The 17,113-nt window shown below is 56.6% G+C and carries 13 protein-coding genes; 12 read left to right on the top strand and 1 reads right to left on the bottom strand.

Annotated elements, in window-relative coordinates; genetic code table 11:
- Positions 1–132: 132 nt before the first annotated feature.
- The 8 genes from ihfB (at position 133) to IM290_RS13470 (ending at position 8,936) form a co-directional block, all read left to right on the top strand.
- Positions 133–420, top strand: a complete 288-nt coding sequence (gene ihfB, locus IM290_RS13505) for an integration host factor subunit beta (protein WP_003858233.1) — start codon at positions 133–135, stop codon at positions 418–420.
- Between the two features lie 212 nt (positions 421–632).
- Positions 633–2,897, top strand: coding sequence for a ComEC family protein (locus IM290_RS13500; protein WP_193041623.1), 2,265 nt, complete (start codon positions 633–635; stop codon positions 2,895–2,897).
- A gap of 36 nt (positions 2,898–2,933) precedes the next feature.
- A complete protein-coding gene (gene msbA, locus IM290_RS13495) occupies positions 2,934–4,682 on the top strand; it encodes a lipid A ABC transporter ATP-binding protein/permease MsbA (RefSeq protein ID WP_017693697.1) in 1,749 nt (582 codons plus the stop codon).
- Positions 4,679–5,656 carry a tetraacyldisaccharide 4'-kinase gene (lpxK, locus tag IM290_RS13490; protein WP_193041622.1) on the top strand — a complete coding sequence of 326 codons (978 nt, stop codon included), beginning with the start codon at positions 4,679–4,681 and terminating at the stop codon, positions 5,654–5,656. Before msbA ends, lpxK begins: the two co-directional genes overlap by 4 nt.
- A gap of 43 nt (positions 5,657–5,699) precedes the next feature.
- Positions 5,700–6,929, top strand: a complete 1,230-nt coding sequence (locus tag IM290_RS13485; protein ID WP_047062302.1) for a winged helix-turn-helix domain-containing protein — start codon at positions 5,700–5,702, stop codon at positions 6,927–6,929.
- A gap of 45 nt (positions 6,930–6,974) precedes the next feature.
- Positions 6,975–7,157 carry a protein YcaR gene (gene ycaR / locus IM290_RS13480; protein ID WP_003858220.1) on the top strand — a complete coding sequence of 61 codons (183 nt, stop codon included), beginning with the start codon at positions 6,975–6,977 and terminating at the stop codon, positions 7,155–7,157.
- Positions 7,154–7,900: a 3-deoxy-manno-octulosonate cytidylyltransferase gene (kdsB, locus tag IM290_RS13475; protein WP_015570964.1), complete on the top strand. Its 747-nt coding sequence runs from the start codon at positions 7,154–7,156 to the stop codon at positions 7,898–7,900. The genes ycaR and kdsB overlap by 4 nt, the downstream gene beginning before the upstream one ends.
- Positions 7,901–8,042: 142 nt before the next feature.
- Entirely contained in the window at positions 8,043–8,936 is an 894-nt protein-coding gene (locus tag IM290_RS13470; protein ID WP_003858216.1) for a YcbJ family phosphotransferase, read from the top strand.
- On the opposite strand, the gene elyC is transcribed toward IM290_RS13470, so the two are convergent.
- Positions 8,913–9,692: an envelope biogenesis factor ElyC gene (gene elyC / locus IM290_RS13465; RefSeq protein WP_126498956.1), complete on the bottom strand. Its 780-nt coding sequence runs from the start codon at positions 9,690–9,692 to the stop codon at positions 8,913–8,915. The genes IM290_RS13470 and elyC overlap by 24 nt on opposite strands.
- Positions 9,693–9,812: 120 nt before the next feature.
- On the opposite strand from elyC, the gene cmoM reads away from it, so the two are divergent.
- Genes cmoM through mukB form a run of 4 tightly spaced genes read left to right on the top strand, consistent with a single transcriptional unit; the run spans position 9,813 to position 17,051 of the window.
- The gene (gene cmoM / locus IM290_RS13460) at positions 9,813–10,592 is read left to right on the top strand and encodes a tRNA uridine 5-oxyacetic acid(34) methyltransferase CmoM (RefSeq protein ID WP_003858212.1); all 780 of its coding nucleotides are present in this window, start codon (positions 9,813–9,815) and stop codon (positions 10,590–10,592) included.
- 3 nt (positions 10,593–10,595) lie between these two features.
- On the top strand, positions 10,596–11,918 hold the full coding sequence (mukF, locus tag IM290_RS13455) for a chromosome partition protein MukF (RefSeq protein WP_015570962.1): 1,323 nt from the start codon (positions 10,596–10,598) through the stop codon (positions 11,916–11,918).
- Positions 11,899–12,603, top strand: coding sequence for a chromosome partition protein MukE (gene mukE / locus IM290_RS13450; RefSeq protein WP_017384823.1), 705 nt, complete (start codon positions 11,899–11,901; stop codon positions 12,601–12,603). The genes mukF and mukE overlap by 20 nt, the downstream gene beginning before the upstream one ends.
- Positions 12,603–17,051 carry a chromosome partition protein MukB gene (gene mukB, locus IM290_RS13445; RefSeq protein ID WP_193041621.1) on the top strand — a complete coding sequence of 1,483 codons (4,449 nt, stop codon included), beginning with the start codon at positions 12,603–12,605 and terminating at the stop codon, positions 17,049–17,051. The genes mukE and mukB overlap by 1 nt, the downstream gene beginning before the upstream one ends.
- Positions 17,052–17,113: the final 62 nt, after the last annotated feature.

Raw genomic sequence — 17,113 nt, 5'->3', positions numbered from 1 at the left:
ACAGCGCGAAGGATGGAGAGCAGACTTGACAGATTGCAGGATTCGTCCTGTAATCAATAACAAAGGGCGGCTACGGCCGCCCTTGTTTAATAAGCTGTTCAGCTAATGGGTTTGAAAGGAACCGGAGGAATCATGACCAAGTCAGAATTGATTGAAAGACTTGCCAGTCAGCAACCGCATATCCCTGCCAAGGCTGTGGAAGATGCCGTTAAAGAGATGCTGGAGCATATGGCTACCACTCTTGCCCAGGGCGAGCGCATTGAAATCCGCGGTTTCGGTAGTTTTTCTCTGCACTATCGTGCACCACGTACCGGGCGTAACCCGAAGACTGGCGATAAAGTGGAGCTGGAAGGAAAGTATGTTCCGCACTTTAAGCCGGGTAAAGAACTGCGCGATCGCGCCAATATTTACGGTAACTGAGTTTAATCATCAGGGTTAAACTGAGTTTAAAGAAAGCACCTTAGGGTGCTTTTTTTGTATCCCGCCCCTGCATTTCTGAATACGCGCCGCATTTTAATTTTCTCTTTGCTGTAAGCGCTTAAAAACGTTGCAGCGCCTGCTGTAAATCACGTCTTTCCTGTCTGACGACGCATCAGTCCCGCCGCATAATCGCCTGAAACATGGAGGTGAAGATGGGGATCCACGTTATCAGTATGTGCGCCATTCTGGCCATAATCCCGCTCTATTGGTTACCCGTTTTGCCAGATTTGCATCTTGTCTGGTTGCTGATTGCCGCAGGAATTGCGTTATCCGTACAGCAGAGAAAATGGCTCAGGTTTTCAGGACTCGCATTGCTTTTTATGTGCTGGGGGATCCTGGCCGCTCAGGAAAGCGTGTGGCCGATGAACTATTTAACGCAAGCACCGCAGCAGGCCGAGGTGGTCATTACCGCAACGGACGGCGCAACGATGCATCAGGGAAGAATTGTCAGCCTCAATGGAGAACGCGTGTGGGCTGCCATGGGCGTGGCGCTGTATGGCAACTATCTGCCGCAAAACGTCTGCGTGGGTCAACGCTGGGCAATGACCCTGCGGTTCAGGGCGGTACACGGAGAACTCAACGATGGCGGCTATGATTCACAGAAAAATGCCTTTGCCCGACACCAGACGCTGAGTGGACGGTTTACCCATGCGGCGCTCGTTGACGAACGCTGTAGTCTGCGTGCGCAATACCTGACATCACTACAGAATACTCTTTCAGCATATCAGTGGGGACCCGTGATCCTGGGGCTGGGGATGGGGGAGCGGCTGTCGGTCTCGCGGGAGATAAAAAACCTGATGCGTGATACCGGAACGATGCATCTGATGGCAATCTCAGGATTGCATATTGCGCTGGCCGCTTCTGTAATATGGTTTCTGGCGCGGGGCATCCAGTTCTTCCTGCCGGGCCGCTGGATTATCTGGCAAATCCCCTTGCTGACAGGGCTGATTTTTGCCGCCTTTTACGCATGGCTAACGGGCTTGCAGCCGCCCGCGCTGCGTACGGTTAACGCGCTTGCGGTACTGGCTGCATTAAAAATGAGTGGTCGCCAGTGGTCGCCCTGTCAGGTATGGCTTACCTGCGTGGCGGCGATCCTGTTTTTCGATCCACTGGCGGTACTGTCACAAAGCCTGGCGTTGTCAGCGTTTGCGGTCGCCGCGCTTATTTTTTGGTATCAGTGGTTGCCTCTCCCGCACTGGCAACGTGGCCGGTGCCTGCGGTCGCTGGCGACGCTAGTGTATTTGCAGGTCGGAATGCTGCTGCTTCTGTTGCCGCTTCAGGTCCTGATTTTCCATGGTTTCAGTCTCTCCTCGCTGGTGGCGAACCTGTTTGCCGTTCCCTTGGTCACGTTCATCTCAGTTCCGCTGATCCTGCTCGGCATGTTTCTGCATCTGTTTCCGGTCGCTGCGCTGGAAAGTATCGTCTGGCTGGCTGCCGATAAATCTCTGGCAGGGCTTTTCTGGCTATTGATGAAATTACCGAATGGCTGGCAGGACGTTGATGAACGCTGGCAATACCTGACGTTACTGCCGTGGCTGCTGATCATTGGCTGGCGATTCAGGGCCTTCAGCGCAGCCCCCGCAGTCTGTCTGGCAGGCAGCGTGGTGCTGGCCTTTCCCCTCTGGCACAGGGTTAAAACAGACAGCTGGTCCCTGCATATGCTGGATGTAGGGCAGGGGCTGGCGATGGTCATTGAGCGTCACGGGAAGGCCATTCTGTATGACACCGGGCTGGCATGGCCCGGTGGGGACAGTGCGCAGCAGCTGATTATCCCCTGGCTACGCTGGCATCATCTAAAACCGGAAGGGGTGATCCTGAGCCATGAACATCTCGACCACGCGGGGGGACTGGAATCGCTAAAAGCTGCCTGGCCCGCAATGTGGATCAGGAGCCCCTTATCCTGGTCCGGACATCTTCCGTGCTTTCGAGGACAGCGATGGCAGTGGCAGGGTTTAACGTTCTCCGTGCACTGGCCACCCGAAAACACCTCGGCGAAAGGTAACAACCGCTCCTGCGTGGTAAAAATCGATGACGGCGAACAGAGCGTTTTACTGACCGGAGACATTGAAGCGCAGGCAGAACTGGCAATGCTGAGCCACCGCTGGCGTCAGCTTGCGTCTACACTGATTCAGGTGCCGCATCATGGAAGTAACACGTCATCTTCAACACCGTTGCTACAGCGCGTAGAGGGGCAGGTTTCGCTGGCCTCGATGGCCCGCTATAACGCGTGGCGTTTCCCTTCTATTAAAGTGGTCCGGCGCTATCGAACGGAGGGATATCTCTGGCTTGATACCCCGCAGTCCGGGCAGATATCTGTGACCTTTTCGCACCATAGTCGGCAAATTCGTCGCTTACGCGAACACTATTTACCGCGTTGGTATCATCAGTGGTTTGGCGCGCCCGTAGATAACGGGTAGAATATGCGGCTATTTCAACAAATGCTGGTTTTTTGAATGCATAACGACAAAGATCTCTCCACGTGGCAAACGTTCCGCCGGCTCTGGCCGATGATTGCTCCTTTCAAAACAGGCTTGATCGTGGCGGGCGTAGCGTTAATCCTCAACGCAGCCAGCGATACGTTTATGTTATCGCTTCTCAAACCGTTACTGGATGACGGTTTCGGTAAAACGGATCGTTCAGTGCTGCTATGGATGCCGCTGGTGGTTATTGGGCTGATGATCTTACGCGGAATCTCCAGCTATGTATCCAGCTACTGCATCTCCTGGGTATCCGGTAAAGTGGTGATGACCATGCGCCGTCGATTATTCAGCCATATGATGGGGATGCCGGTCTCATTCTTTGACAAACAGTCAACCGGCACCCTGCTGTCGCGTATTACCTACGATTCAGAGCAGGTGGCGTCGTCCTCTTCCAGCGCACTGATTACCGTTGTGCGTGAAGGCGCATCCATCATCGGTCTGTTCGCGATGATGTTCTATTACAGCTGGCAACTCTCGCTGATCCTTATTGTGCTGGCGCCGATTGTCTCCATCGCTATCCGCGTGGTATCAAAGCGTTTTCGCAACATCAGTAAAAATATGCAGAATACGATGGGGCAGGTGACGACCAGCGCCGAGCAGATGCTGAAAGGCCATAAGGAAGTGTTGATTTTCGGCGGTCAGGAAGTCGAAACCAAACGCTTTGACAAGGTCAGCAACAGAATGCGCCTGCAAGGAATGAAAATGGTATCGGCCTCGTCGATTTCCGATCCGATCATTCAGCTGATTGCCTCTCTGGCCCTGGCCTTCGTCCTGTATGCCGCCAGTTTCCCGAGCGTCATGGAAACCCTGACTGCGGGTACCATTACCGTGGTGTTCTCATCCATGATTGCGCTGATGCGTCCGCTGAAATCGCTGACTAACGTCAACGCCCAGTTCCAGCGCGGGATGGCAGCCTGTCAGACGCTGTTCAGCATCCTCGATTCCGAACAGGAAAAAGATGAAGGAACACGCGTGATCGAGCGCGCTAAAGGCGACCTGGAATTCCGTAACGTCACCTTTACCTATCCAGGCCGTGAAGTGCCGGCGCTGCGTGATATCAGCCTGTCCATCCCGGCGGGTAAAACCGTCGCGCTGGTCGGTCGTTCCGGTTCGGGCAAGTCGACCATTGCCAGCCTGATTACCCGTTTCTACGATATCGACCAGGGCGAGATCCTGCTTGATGGTCACGACCTGCGGGAATATACCCTCCAGTCGCTGCGTAACCAGGTCGCGCTGGTCTCGCAGAACGTGCATCTGTTCAACGATACGGTGGCGAACAACATTGCGTATGCCCGTACCGAAGAGTACAGCCGTGAAGAGATTGAGAATGCGGCGCGTATGGCCTATGCGATGGACTTCATTAACAAAATGGATAACGGTCTGGATACGATCATTGGCGAAAACGGGGTGCTGCTCTCCGGTGGTCAGCGTCAGCGTATCGCGATTGCCCGTGCGCTGCTGCGCAACAGCCCGATTCTGATCCTCGATGAAGCAACGTCCGCACTGGATACGGAATCTGAACGCGCTATTCAGTCTGCTCTGGATGAATTACAGAAAAACCGTACCTCGCTGGTTATCGCGCACCGTCTGTCGACCATCGAACAGGCTGACGAAATCGTGGTGGTGGAAGATGGCGTGATCGTTGAACGCGGCAGCCATGCGGACCTGCTGGAACAGCGTGGTGTTTACGCGCAGCTTCATAAAATGCAGTTCGGTCAATGATTGCACGCATCTGGTCGGGTGAATCCCCTCTGTGGGTGCTGCTTCTCCCGCTCTCCTGGCTGTATGGCCTGGTGAGCGGTGCTATTCGTCTGCTTTACCGCCTCGGGATCAAGCGCGCCTGGCGCGCACCGGTACCGGTGGTGGTGGTCGGCAACCTGACGGCGGGTGGAAACGGCAAAACCCCGGTGGTGATCTGGCTGGTAGAACAGCTCCAGAGGCGCGGTATCCGCCCGGGAGTTGTCTCACGCGGTTACGGTGGTAAAGCGGCGCAGTATCCACTGGTGCTGAGCCCAGCTACGACAACCGCTGAAGCCGGTGATGAGCCGGTACTGATTTACCAGCGTACCGGCGCGCCGGTTGCGGTATCGCCGGTGCGCAGTGATGCCGTGAAGGCACTGCTTGCGGAGCATGACGTACAAATCGTTATTACCGATGATGGTTTGCAGCATTACGCGCTGGCGCGAGACAAAGAGATCGTGGTCATTGACGGCGTGCGGCGTTTTGGCAACGGCTGGTGGCTGCCAGCCGGTCCTGTACGTGAGCGAGCGTCGCGCCTGAAGAGCGTCGATGCCGTGATTGTGAACGGTGGTGAAGCCAGAGCGGGCGAAATCCCGATGTATCTTCGTCCCGGACAGGCCGTGAATATGTTGACCGGCGAGCGCATAGACGTCGCGCAACTGGAACATCTGGTTGCGATGGCCGGTATAGGTCATCCGCCGCGTTTCTTCGCAACGCTGGAGCAGTGCGGCGCGCGGCTGGAAAAACGAGTACCGCTTGCCGATCACCAGGCGTTAGTTGCCGAAGAGGTTGAAAGGCTGGCAGCGCCGGGCCAGACGCTGATCATGACGGAAAAAGACGCGGTAAAATGCCGGGCCTTTGCGAAAGAAAACTGGTGGTATCTGCCGGTTGACGCTGAACTCAGCGGCGAACAGCCGGAACATTTGCTCAAGGAACTGCTCGCGTTAGTGCAGTAACTTCTACGCGGTTCCGGTGGCGCTTTGACTGACAGGAAAACGCATGTCTCTACCGCAACTCTCACTTGCAGCCGCACGAAACTTGCATCTTGCCGCCCAGGGGCTTCTGAAAAAGCCCCGTCGCCGCGCGCAGCCAGCTGATATCCTCTCTACCGTGCAACGCATGTCGTTGCTGCAAATCGACACCATTAACATCGTGGCGCGTAGCCCGTATCTGGTCCTGTTTAGCCGCCTGGGAAACTATCCTCCGCAGTGGCTGGATAATGCGCTAAGTCAGGGCGAACTGATGGAATACTGGGCGCATGAAGCCTGTTTTCTCCCGCGAAGCGATTTTGCCCTGATGCGTCACCGCATGCTCGCCCCGGACAAAATGGGCTGGAAATACCGTCAGGAGTGGATGGTGGAACACGCGGATGAAATAGAGCAACTGATTGCCCATATTCAGGAAAACGGGCCGGTACGCTCTGCGGATTTTGAACACCCGCGAAAAGGCGCAAGCGGATGGTGGGAGTGGAAACCGCACAAACGCCATCTTGAAGGGCTGTTTACGTCGGGCAAAGTGATGGTGGTCGAGCGCCGCAACTTTCAGCGCGTCTATGACCTCACGCACCGTGTTATGCCTCACTGGGACGATACGCGTGACCTGCTGTCTCAGGACGCAGCCGAAGCCATCATGCTCGGGAACAGCGCCCGCAGCCTTGGCATCTTCCGCCCACAGTGGCTGGCGGATTATTATCGTCTGCGTCAGCCGCAGCTAAAACCACTGCTGGAATCGTGGCAGCGCGAACAGCGCGTCATGCCGGTCTCGGTAGAGTCGTTAGGTGAAATGTGGTTGCATGCGGATTTGTTCCCTCTGCTGGCGCAGGCGCAGGAGGGCAAACTCCAGGCGACCCACAGTGCCGTGCTGTCGCCGTTCGACCCCGTTGTCTGGGACAGAAAGCGGGCCGGGCAGTTGTTTAATTTCAGCTACCGTCTGGAATGCTACACTCCGGCGCCCAGGCGGCAGTATGGTTATTTTGTTTTGCCGCTGCTGCACAAAGGCCAGCTAGTCGGGCGCATGGACGCTAAAATGCACCGTAAAACCGGCATGCTTGAAATTATCGCGCTCTGGCTTGAAGAGGGCATAAAGGTGACGGCTGGCCTGGAAAAAGGGTTAACGACTGCGCTCAGTGAATTTGCCCGCTGGCAGGGGGCGCATGAAATTGTACTCGGTCGCGTGCCTGCGGGGCTGTTTACGACCTGTCGAGGTGGCTGGGAAACTGGCACTCCCTGAAAAGGGAATGTGATAAGCTTTAGCGATTACCCATACGGAGGAACTATGGATCACCGTTTACTTGAAATTATTGCCTGCCCGGTGTGCAACGGCAAACTGTATTACAGCCAGGATAAACAAGAGCTGATTTGCAAACTGGACAGCCTGGCGTTCCCGCTGCGTGACGGTATTCCGGTCCTGCTGGAAAATGAAGCCCGTTCCCTGGTGGCAGAAGAGATCAAACCATGAGTTTTGTTGTCATTATCCCTGCGCGTTATGCTTCAACGCGCCTGCCAGGTAAACCGCTGGTGGATATCAATGGCAAACCGATGATTGTGCATGTCCTTGAACGGGCACGCGAATCGGGCGCCGGACGCGTCATCGTCGCCACCGATCACCCGGATGTTGCGCGCGCGGTTGAGGCCGCGGGTGGGGAAGTGTGCATGACCCGTGCCGATCATCAGTCAGGCACCGAGCGCCTTGCGGAAGTCGTCGAAAAATGCGGTTTCAGCGACGAGACGGTGATTGTGAACGTGCAGGGCGATGAGCCGATGATCCCGGCGGCGATTATCCGTCAGGTGGCCGACAACCTGGCTCAGCGTCAGGTCGGGATGGCGACCCTCGCGGTGCCGATTCACCACGCTGAAGAGGCGTTCAATCCGAATGCGGTGAAAGTGGTCATGGACGCAGAGGGCTACGCGCTCTATTTCTCCCGCGCCACCATTCCGTGGGATCGCGATCGTTTCGCGCAATCGAAAGAGACAATCGGCGAAACCTTCCTGCGCCACATCGGTATTTACGGCTACCGCGCCGGCTTTATTCGTCGCTACGTCGCCTGGGCACCAAGCCCGCTGGAGCATATTGAAATGCTCGAACAGCTTCGCGTGCTGTGGTACGGCGAGAAAATTCACGTTGCGGTTGCCCAGGAAATCCCAGGCACCGGCGTGGATACCCCTGAAGATCTCGAGCGCGTACGCGTCGAAATGCGTTAATTCGCTGGCATCCCCTCGTCTGGGGGGATGCTCTCCCGCCTGGCTATTTTCCTTTTCTTTTTCATTATTGATCTCTACCGGGTGACATCCGGGTTTCGCGCGCTCATTATAAAAGCAGTAGTTTTAATGGGGGTAATCTCATATGGAACAGCTGCGTGCTGAACTCAGCCATCTCCTTGGCGAAAAGCTAAGCCGGGTGGAATGCGTGAATGAAAAGGCCGATACCGCACTCTGGTCGTTGTACGACAGTCAGGGAAACCCCATGCCGCTGATGGCCAGAAGTTTTACCTCGCCGGGCGTCGCCAGACAGCTGGCCTGGAAAATGTCGATGCTGGCGCGGGAAGGGACTGTCCGCATGCCGACGGTCTACGGCGTGATGACCCATGAGGAGCATCCCGGCCCGGATGTTCTGCTTATCGAACGTTTACGCGGGGTTTCTGTTGAAGCCCCGACGCGTACACCGGAGCGCTGGGAACAGCTGAAAGATCAGATTGTCGAGGCTCTGCTTGCCTGGCATCGGCAGGACAGCCGGGGTCTTGTTGGCGCGGTGGACAGCACGCAGGAAAACCTGTGGCCGCTGTGGTATCGCCAGCGTGTTGAAGTGCTGTGGGGCACGCTGAACCAGTTCAACAACACCGGTTTAACGATGCAGGACAAACGTATTTTATTCCGCACCCGGGAGTGTCTGCCGACGCTGTTTGAGGGCTTTAACGACAACTGCGTGCTGGTTCACGGCAATTTCACGCTGCGCAGTATGCTTAAAGACTCGCGCAGCGACCAGTTGCTGGCGATGGTCGGGCCGGGGATCATGCTCTGGGCGCCGCGCGAGTACGAACTGTTCAGGCTGAGCGAGGGCGGGGCGGCGGAAGATTTGCTCTGGCACTATCTTCAGCGCGCCCCCGTTGCGGAGGCCTTTCTCTGGCGACGCTGGCTCTATCTTCTCTGGGATGAGGTGGCGCAGCTGGTCAACACCGGGCGCTTTAATCGCGCCAGTTTCGATCTGGCCGCAAAATCACTCCTGCCCTGGCTTGCCTGACGAACCTTTGAGCCACTGCCAGAGGCGGCCAAGCGTCTCGTAGCCGACGCGATCGCTGTGCATCAGCCATACCGGGGACGGGATTATCCGTTCCCACGGATTGAGCGGGGCGTCAATAGCCATCTGGTTTGCCGGAGCAGGAAGCGGATGCAGGCCCTGCTTCTTAAAGAAAATCATTGCGCGCGGCAGGTGTGAAGCAGAGGTCACCAGCAGGAACGGTACATCACCGATGGCCTGTTTCACCGCCGCCGCCTCTTCTTCGGTATCTTTTGGGCTATCCAGCGTGATGATGGCGGAACGTGGTACGCCAAGCGATTCAGCCACTCTTGCTCCTGCTTCAGCGGTACTGACCGGGTTGGTTTTTGCCGCAGCGCCCGTGAAGATCATCTTCGATCCCGGATTGGCCAGCCACAGGCGGATCCCCTCGTTCAGGCGAGGCAGGCTGTTGTTGATCAGGTTCGAGCTGGGCGCCCAGTTCGGATCCCAGGTATATCCGCCGCCCAGCACCACGATATAGCCCACCTTCTGATTTCCCTGCCATGTCGGGTAGGTGTTTTCAATCGGACGTAATAAACCGTCAGCGACCGGTTGCAGGCTGAGTAACAGCAGCGCCAGCCAGCCCACGGTAACGAGGGATTTACCGCTTTTCTGAAAGCGGCTAAACCATATTAATGCCAGCCCCAGCGCGATGAGAAGCAACAGCAGGGGAAGGGGAAGCATCATGCCTCCGATATATTTTTTTAGGGTAAAAAGCATCCTTTTTGGTTCCTTTTTTAACCATACAGCAGGCGATTGTCGGTGATATTACACCAGAGTGGTTCATTCTCCGCGCGGGTGTGACAAAATAGCGGTTTTGCAGTGAGTGGAACCCTCCCAATGCGGGATCGCAATTTTGATGACATCGCGGAAAAGTTTTCGCGCAACATTTATGGCACCACCAAAGGTCAGCTTCGTCAGACGATCCTCTGGCAGGATCTGGACAAGCTGCTGGCTGAATTCGGTGACCGACCGTTGCGCGTGCTGGATGCTGGCGGTGGGGAAGGTCAGACTGCAATTCTGATGGCGCAGCGGGGACATCACGTCACGCTTTGCGATCTTTCTGCCGAGATGGTTGCGCGCGCAGGGCGAGCGGCAGAAGAGAAAGGTGTGAGCGACAACATGCATTTTATACATTGCGCCGCTCAGGACATTCCGCAGCATTTGGAAACGCAGGTTGATCTGATATTGTTTCATGCTGTGCTCGAATGGATCGCCGAACCACAAGCGATGTTAAAAACGCTGTGGTCGATGTTGCGCCCGGGCGGTGCGTTATCGCTGATGTTTTACAATGCCAACGGCCTGCTAATGCGAAACGTGCTGGTCGGCAATTTTGGCTATGTACAGCAGGGCATGTATAAAAAGAAACGACGCACGCTTTCACCGGATTTCCCCCGTGAACCGCAGCAGGTCTATGGCTGGCTGGAGGAGATCGGTTGGGAAATTACCGGCAAAACCGGCGTGAGGGTGTTTCATGATTATCTGCGTGATAAACAAAAACAGGATGACTGTTTAGACGCCTTAACAGAAATAGAGACGCGGTACTGCCGCCAGGAGCCTTATCTGAGCCTTGGCCGCTATATACACGTCACCGCGCGCAAGCCGCAGATGCAAGGATAATCTATGAGTGAATTTTCCCAGACAGTCCCCGAACTGGTTGCCTGGGCCAGGAAAAACGATTTCTCCATCTCGCTGCCGGTAGACAGACTCTCATTCCTGCTGGCGGTTGCGACGCTAAATGGCGAACGCCTGGATGGCGAAATGAGTGAAGGCGAACTGGTGGATGCGTTCCGCCACGTCAGTGATGCGTTTGAGCAAACCAGCGAAACCATTAGCGTGCGTGCCAACAACGCAATCAATGATATGGTGCGTCAACGTCTGCTGAACCGCTTTACCAGCGAGCAGGCGGAAGGAAACGCCATCTATCGTCTTACGCCACTGGGCATTGGCATTACCGACTATTACATCCGCCAGCGCGAATTTTCCACGCTGCGTCTCTCCATGCAGCTCTCTATTGTTGCAGGCGAGCTGAAGCGTGCCGCCGACGCGGCTGATGAAAACGGTGATGAATTCCACTGGCATCGCAACGTTTACGCGCCGCTGAAATATTCGGTTGCCGAGATTTTCGACAGTATCGATCTGACTCAACGTCTGATGGACGAACAGCAGCAGCAGGTGAAAGACGATATCGCTCAACTGCTTAATAAAGACTGGCGTGCGGCCATCTCCAGCTGTGAACTCTTGCTGTCAGAAACGTCGGGTACGCTGCGTGAGTTGCAGGATACGCTGGAGGCGGCGGGAGATAAGCTACAGGCTAATCTGCTACGCATTCAGGACGCGACGATGGCGCACGACGATCTGCATTTTATCGACCGTCTGGTGTTTGATTTGCAGAGCAAGCTTGACCGCATTATCAGCTGGGGCCAGCAGTCGATCGACCTGTGGATCGGTTACGACCGCCACGTGCATAAATTTATCCGTACCGCCATCGATATGGATAAGAATCGCGTCTTTGCTCAACGTCTGCGCCAGTCGGTACAGACCTACTTCGATGCGCCGTGGGCGCTGACCTACGCCAACGCCGATCGTCTGCTGGATATGCGCGACGAAGAGATGGCGCTGCGTGATGAAGAGGTCACCGGTGAACTGCCACCGGATCTGGAATACGAAGAATTTAACGAAATTCGCGAGCAGCTTGCGGCGATGATCGAAGAACAGCTCGCTGTCTACAAAACCAGACAAGCACCGCTGGATCTTGGCCTCGTGGTACGCGACTATCTGGCGCAGTATCCGCGCGCGCGCCACTTCGATGTTGCCCGCATTGTTGTAGACCAGGCGGTGCGCCTGGGCATCGCACAAGCCGATTTCACCGGACTGCCGCCGAAGTGGCAGCCGATTAACGATTACGGAGCCAAGGTACAGGCGCATGTCATTGACAAATATTGAACACGTGATGCCAGTTAAGCTGGCACAGGCGCTGGCGAATCCGTTGTTTCCGGCGCTGGATAGCCAGCTGCGTGCCGGTCGTCACATTGGCCTTGACGAGCTGGATAATCACGCCTTTTTGATGGACTTTCAGGAGTACCTGGAAGAGTTTTACGCTCGCTATAACGTTGAGCTGATCCGCGCGCCGGAAGGGTTTTTCTACCTGCGTCCGCGCTCTACCACGCTTATTCCGCGCTCGGTGCTTTCCGAACTGGATATGATGGTCGGCAAAATTCTCTGCTACCTCTATCTCAGCCCGGAACGTCTGGCGAATGAAGGGATCTTCACCCAGCAGGAGCTTTACGATGAGCTGCTGTCGCTGGCGGATGAAAGCAAGCTGCTCAAGCTGGTCAATAACCGCTCAACGGGGTCCGATCTGGACCGTCAGAAATTACAGGAAAAAGTTCGCTCTTCCCTGAACCGTCTGCGCCGTCTGGGAATGGTCTGGTTCATGGGTCACGACAGCAGCAAGTTCCGTATTACCGAATCGGTCTTCCGTTTTGGCGCCGATGTGCGTGCGGGTGACGATGCGCGTGAAGCGCAGCTGCGCATGATCCGTGACGGTGAAGCGATGCCGGTGGAAAACCATTTGCAGCTCAATGACGAGCACGAAGAGAATCAGCCGGATAGCGGGGAGGAAGAGTAATGATTGAACGCGGTAAATTTCGCTCACTAACGCTGATCAACTGGAACGGCTTCTTTGCCCGAACCTTCGATCTGGATGAGCTGGTGACAACGCTCTCCGGCGGTAACGGGGCGGGTAAATCCACCACCATGGCGGCCTTCGTGACGGCGCTGATCCCTGACCTGACCCTGCTGCACTTCCGTAACACCACCGAAGCGGGCGCCACGAGCGGCTCCCGCGATAAAGGTCTGCACGGTAAGCTGAAAGCGGGCGTCTGTTATTCAGTGCTGGATGTGATCAACTCCCGCCATCAGCGCGTGGTTGTAGGCGTGCGCCTGCAACAGGTTGCCGGTCGCGACCGTAAAGTAGATATCAAACCGTTTGCGATCCAGGGACTACCAACCTCCGTACAGCCGACCGCGCTGCTGACGGAAACCCTGAATGAACGTCAGGCGCGCGTCCTCACGCTTCAGGAGCTGAAGGACAAGCTGGAAGCTATCGAAGGCGTGCAGTTTAAGCAGTTTAACTCCATTACCGACTACCACTCTCTGATGTTCGATCTCGGTGTGGTAGCCCGTCGTCTGCGCAGCGCGTCAGATCGTAGTAAATACTACCGTCTGATTGAAGCCTCCCTGTACGGCGGTATCTCCAGCGCCATTACTCGCTCCCTGCGCGACTACCTGCTGCCGGAAAACAGCGGCGTGCGTAAGGCCTTCCAGGATATGGAAGCCGCGCTGCGTGAAAACCGCATGACGCTGGAAGCGATTCGCGTCACACAGTCTGACCGCGACCTGTTTAAGCACCTGATCAGCGAAGCCACCAACTACGTGGCGGCGGACTATATGCGCCACGCCAACGAGCGCCGTATTCATCTCGACCAGGCGCTGGAGTATCGCCGCGAGCTGTTTACCTCCCGCAAACAGCTGGTGGCTGAGCAGTATAAGCATGTCGAAATGGCGCGCGAACTGGGCGAGCACAACGGTGCGGAAGGGGATCTGGAAGCCGATTACCAGGCGGCCAGCGATCACCTGAACCTGGTGCAGACCGCGCTGCGTCAGCAGGAAAAAATCGAGCGCTATGAAGCCGATCTGGATGAGCTGCAAATTCGTCTTGAAGAGCAAAATGAAGTGGTGGCCGAAGCTGCCGAATTGCAGGAAGAGAACGAAGCCCGCGCGGAAGCCGCCGAGCTGGAAGTGGATGAGCTGAAAAGCCAGCTTGCTGATTACCAGCAGGCGCTGGATGTGCAGCAGACGCGTGCGATTCAGTACAACCAGGCGTTGCAGGCGTTGCAGCGTGCCAAAGAGCTGTGCCATCTGCCGGACCTGACCCCGGAAAGCGCTGACGAATGGCTGGATACCTTCCAGGCCAAAGAGCAGGAAGCCACTGAGAAACTGCTTTCTCTCGATCAGAAAATGAGCGTGGCGCAAACGGCGCATAGCCAGTTTGAGCAGGCGTACCAGCTGGTGGTGGCGATCAACGGTCCGCTGGCGCGTAACGAAGCGTGGGACGTTGCCCGTGAGCTGCTGCGCGACGGCGTCAATCAACGCCATCTGGCCGAACAGGTGCAGCCGCTGCGCATGCGCCTGAACGAGCTGGAACAGCGTCTGCGTGAACAGCAGGAAGCCGAGCGTCTGCTGGCGGAATTCTGCAAGCGTCAGGGTAAAAATTACGATTTCGACGAGCTTGAGGCCCTGCACCAGGAGCTGGAAGCGCGTATTGCGGCCCTGTCGGATACCGTATCGAACGCCAGCGAACAGCGCATGACGCTGCGTCAGGAGCTGGAACAGCTTCAGTCCCGTTCGAAGACGCTCTTACAGCGTGCGCCGATCTGGCTGGCTGCACAAAGCAGCCTGAACCAGCTCAGCGAACAGTGTGGCCAGGAGTTTTCCTCCAGCCAGGACGTCACCGAATACATGCAACAGCTGCTGGAGCGCGAGCGTGAAGCGATTGTTGAGCGTGACGAAGTGGGTGCGCGCAAGCGTGACGTCGATGAAGAGATTGAGCGTTTAAGCCAGCCTGGCGGCTCAGAAGATCCGCGCCTGAATGCCTTAGCCGAGCGTTTCGGCGGCGTGCTGCTGTCTGAAATTTACGACGATGTCGGCCTGGACGATGCGCCGTACTTCTCCGCGCTGTACGGTCCATCCCGTAACGCGATTGTGGTGCCTGATCTGTCGCTGATTTCGGACCAGCTTGCAGGGCTGGAAGACTGCCCGGAAGATCTCTACCTCATCGAAGGGGATCCGCAGTCGTTTGATGACAGCGTATTCAGCGTCGACGAGCTGGAAAAAGCGGTGGTGGTGAAAATCGCCGATCGCCAGTGGCGCTATTCGCGCTTCCCGGAACTGCCGCTGTTTGGCCGCGCCGCGCGTGAAAACCGTATTGAAAGCCTGCACGCTGAGCGCGAAACGCTTTCTGAACGTTTTGCAACCCTGTCGTTTGATGTTCAAAAAACGCAGCGTCTGCATCAGGCGTTCAGCCGCTTTATCGGCAGCCACCTCGGCGTTGCCTTTGAGCCCGATCCGGAAGCTGAAATCCGCAAGCTCAACACCCGCCGTGGTGAGCTGGAGCGTGCGCTTGCCAGCCATGAAAATGACAACCAGCAAAGCCGCGTGCAGTTCGAGCAGGCGAAAGAGGGCGTTGCGGCCCTTAACCGCATCCTGCCGCGCCTGAACCTGCTGGCGGACGATACGCTCGCCGACCGCGTAGACGAAATTCAGGAACGTCTGGACGAAGCGCAGGAAGCGGCGCGCTTTGTGCAGCAGCACGGCAATCAGCTGGCAAAACTGGAGCCGATGGTTTCCGTTCTCCAGAGCGACCCGGAACAGTTTGAGCAGTTAAAAGAGGATTATGCCTGGTCACAGCAGGTGCAGCGCGAAGCGCGTCAGCAGGCGTTTGCCCTGACGGAAGTGGTGCAACGTCGCGCACACTTCGGCTACTCCGATTCAGCAGAAATGCTGAGCGGGAACAGCGATCTTAATGAAAAGCTGCGCCAGCGTCTTGAGCAGGCCGAAGCAGAGCGTACGCGCGCCCGTGAAGCGATGCGTACCCACGCCGCACAGCTGAGCCAGTACAGCCAGGTCATGGCCTCGCTGAAAAGCTCCTTCGACACCAAGAAAGAGCTGTTAAACGATCTGCATAAAGAGTTGCAGGACATCGGCGTACGCGCCGACAGCGGTGCAGAAGAGCGGGCGCGTATTCGCCGCGATGAGCTGCATGCTCAGCTCAGCAACAACCGTGCGCGTCGTAATCAGCTGGAAAAAGCGCTGACCTTCTGTGAAGCAGAGATGGACAACCTGACGCGACGCCTGCGCAAGCTGGAGCGTGACTATTTTGAGATGCGTGAACAGGTTGTGACCGCGAAGGCGGGCTGGTGCGCGGTGATGCGCATGGTGAAAGACAACAACGTGGAGCGTCGTCTGCATCGTCGCGAGCTGGCGTACCTGTCAGCCGATGAACTGCGCTCTATGTCGGATAAGGCGCTGGGCGCGCTGCGTCTGGCGGTGGCGGACAATGAACACCTGCGCGACGTGCTGCGTATGTCCGAAGATCCGAAGCGTCCTGAGCGCAAAATTCAGTTCTTCGTGGCGGTTTATCAGCACTTACGCGAGCGTATTCGTCAGGACATCATCCGTACCGACGATCCGGTGGAAGCGATCGAACAGATGGAGATCGAGCTGGGCCGTTTGACGGAGGAGCTGACCTCCCGCGAGCAGAAGCTGGCAATCAGCTCCCGCAGCGTGGCGAATATTATTCGTAAAACCATTCAGCGCGAGCAGAACCGTATCCGTCAGCTGAACCAGGGCCTGCAAAGCGTGTCGTTTGGCCAGGTCAACAGCGTGCGGCTGAACGTGAACGTGCGTGAGGCGCACTCCACGCTGCTGGACGTGTTGTCTGAACAGCACGAACAGCATCAGGATCTGTTCAACAGTAACCGCCTGACCTTCTCCGAAGCGCTGGCGAAGCTATATCAGCGTCTGAATCCGCAGATTGACATGGGCCAGCGTACGCCGCAAACCATCGGCGAGGAGCTGCTGGACTACCGCAACTATCTGGAAATGGAAGTTGAGGTTAACCGTGGCTCAGACGGCTGGCTGCGCGCGGAATCCGGTGCGCTCTCTACCGGTGAAGCCATCGGTACCGGTATGTCGATTCTGGTGATGGTGGTGCAGAGCTGGGAAGATGAAGCGCGTCGTCTGCGCGGCAAAGACATCTCGCCATGCCGTCTGCTGTTCCTCGATGAAGCCGCGCGTCTCGACGCCCGCTCCATCGCCACGCTGTTTGAGCTTTGCGAGCGACTCGATATGCAGCTCATCATCGCGGCGCCGGAAAACATCAGTCCGGAAAAAGGGACAACCTATAAGCTGGTGCGTAAGGTGTTCCAGAACAGTGAACACGTACACGTCGTGGGCCTGCGTGGTTTCGCCCCGCAGCCACCGGAGTCATTACCGGGCACGGCTGACGCCTCTTAACCCGGGGTGCGACAAATAGCGGCGCTCATGCGCCGCTTTTTTTATTCACTTAACTTGTGTTC

The sequence above is a fragment of the Enterobacter cloacae complex sp. S1 genome, assembly GCF_014930525.1.
GTDB classification, from domain to species: domain Bacteria; phylum Pseudomonadota; class Gammaproteobacteria; order Enterobacterales; family Enterobacteriaceae; genus Enterobacter; species Enterobacter hormaechei_C.
The sequence above is the reverse complement of the archived record's forward strand: the minus strand, read 5'-3'. Positions and strand labels throughout refer to the sequence as shown.

What these genes read in the sequence shown, in the direction of transcription:
- ihfB (WP_003858233.1), top strand. Translation starts at nt 133, where the DNA reads ATGACCAAGTCAGAATTGATTGAAAGACTTGCCAGTCAGCAACCGCAT.
- lpxK (WP_193041622.1), top strand. Translation starts at nt 4,679, where the DNA reads ATGATTGCACGCATCTGGTCGGGTGAATCCCCTCTGTGGGTGCTGCTT.
- ycaR (WP_003858220.1), top strand. Translation starts at nt 6,975, where the DNA reads ATGGATCACCGTTTACTTGAAATTATTGCCTGCCCGGTGTGCAACGGC.
- msbA (WP_017693697.1), top strand. Translation starts at nt 2,934, where the DNA reads ATGCATAACGACAAAGATCTCTCCACGTGGCAAACGTTCCGCCGGCTC.
- elyC (WP_126498956.1), bottom strand. Translation starts at nt 9,692, where the DNA reads ATGCTTTTTACCCTAAAAAAATATATCGGAGGCATGATGCTTCCCCTT.
- mukB (WP_193041621.1), top strand. Translation starts at nt 12,603, where the DNA reads ATGATTGAACGCGGTAAATTTCGCTCACTAACGCTGATCAACTGGAAC.
- IM290_RS13500 (WP_193041623.1), top strand. Translation starts at nt 633, where the DNA reads ATGGGGATCCACGTTATCAGTATGTGCGCCATTCTGGCCATAATCCCG.
- mukE (WP_017384823.1), top strand. Translation starts at nt 11,899, where the DNA reads ATGTCATTGACAAATATTGAACACGTGATGCCAGTTAAGCTGGCACAG.
- IM290_RS13485 (WP_047062302.1), top strand. Translation starts at nt 5,700, where the DNA reads ATGTCTCTACCGCAACTCTCACTTGCAGCCGCACGAAACTTGCATCTT.
- mukF (WP_015570962.1), top strand. Translation starts at nt 10,596, where the DNA reads ATGAGTGAATTTTCCCAGACAGTCCCCGAACTGGTTGCCTGGGCCAGG.
- IM290_RS13470 (WP_003858216.1), top strand. Translation starts at nt 8,043, where the DNA reads ATGGAACAGCTGCGTGCTGAACTCAGCCATCTCCTTGGCGAAAAGCTA.
- kdsB (WP_015570964.1), top strand. Translation starts at nt 7,154, where the DNA reads ATGAGTTTTGTTGTCATTATCCCTGCGCGTTATGCTTCAACGCGCCTG.
- cmoM (WP_003858212.1), top strand. Translation starts at nt 9,813, where the DNA reads ATGCGGGATCGCAATTTTGATGACATCGCGGAAAAGTTTTCGCGCAAC.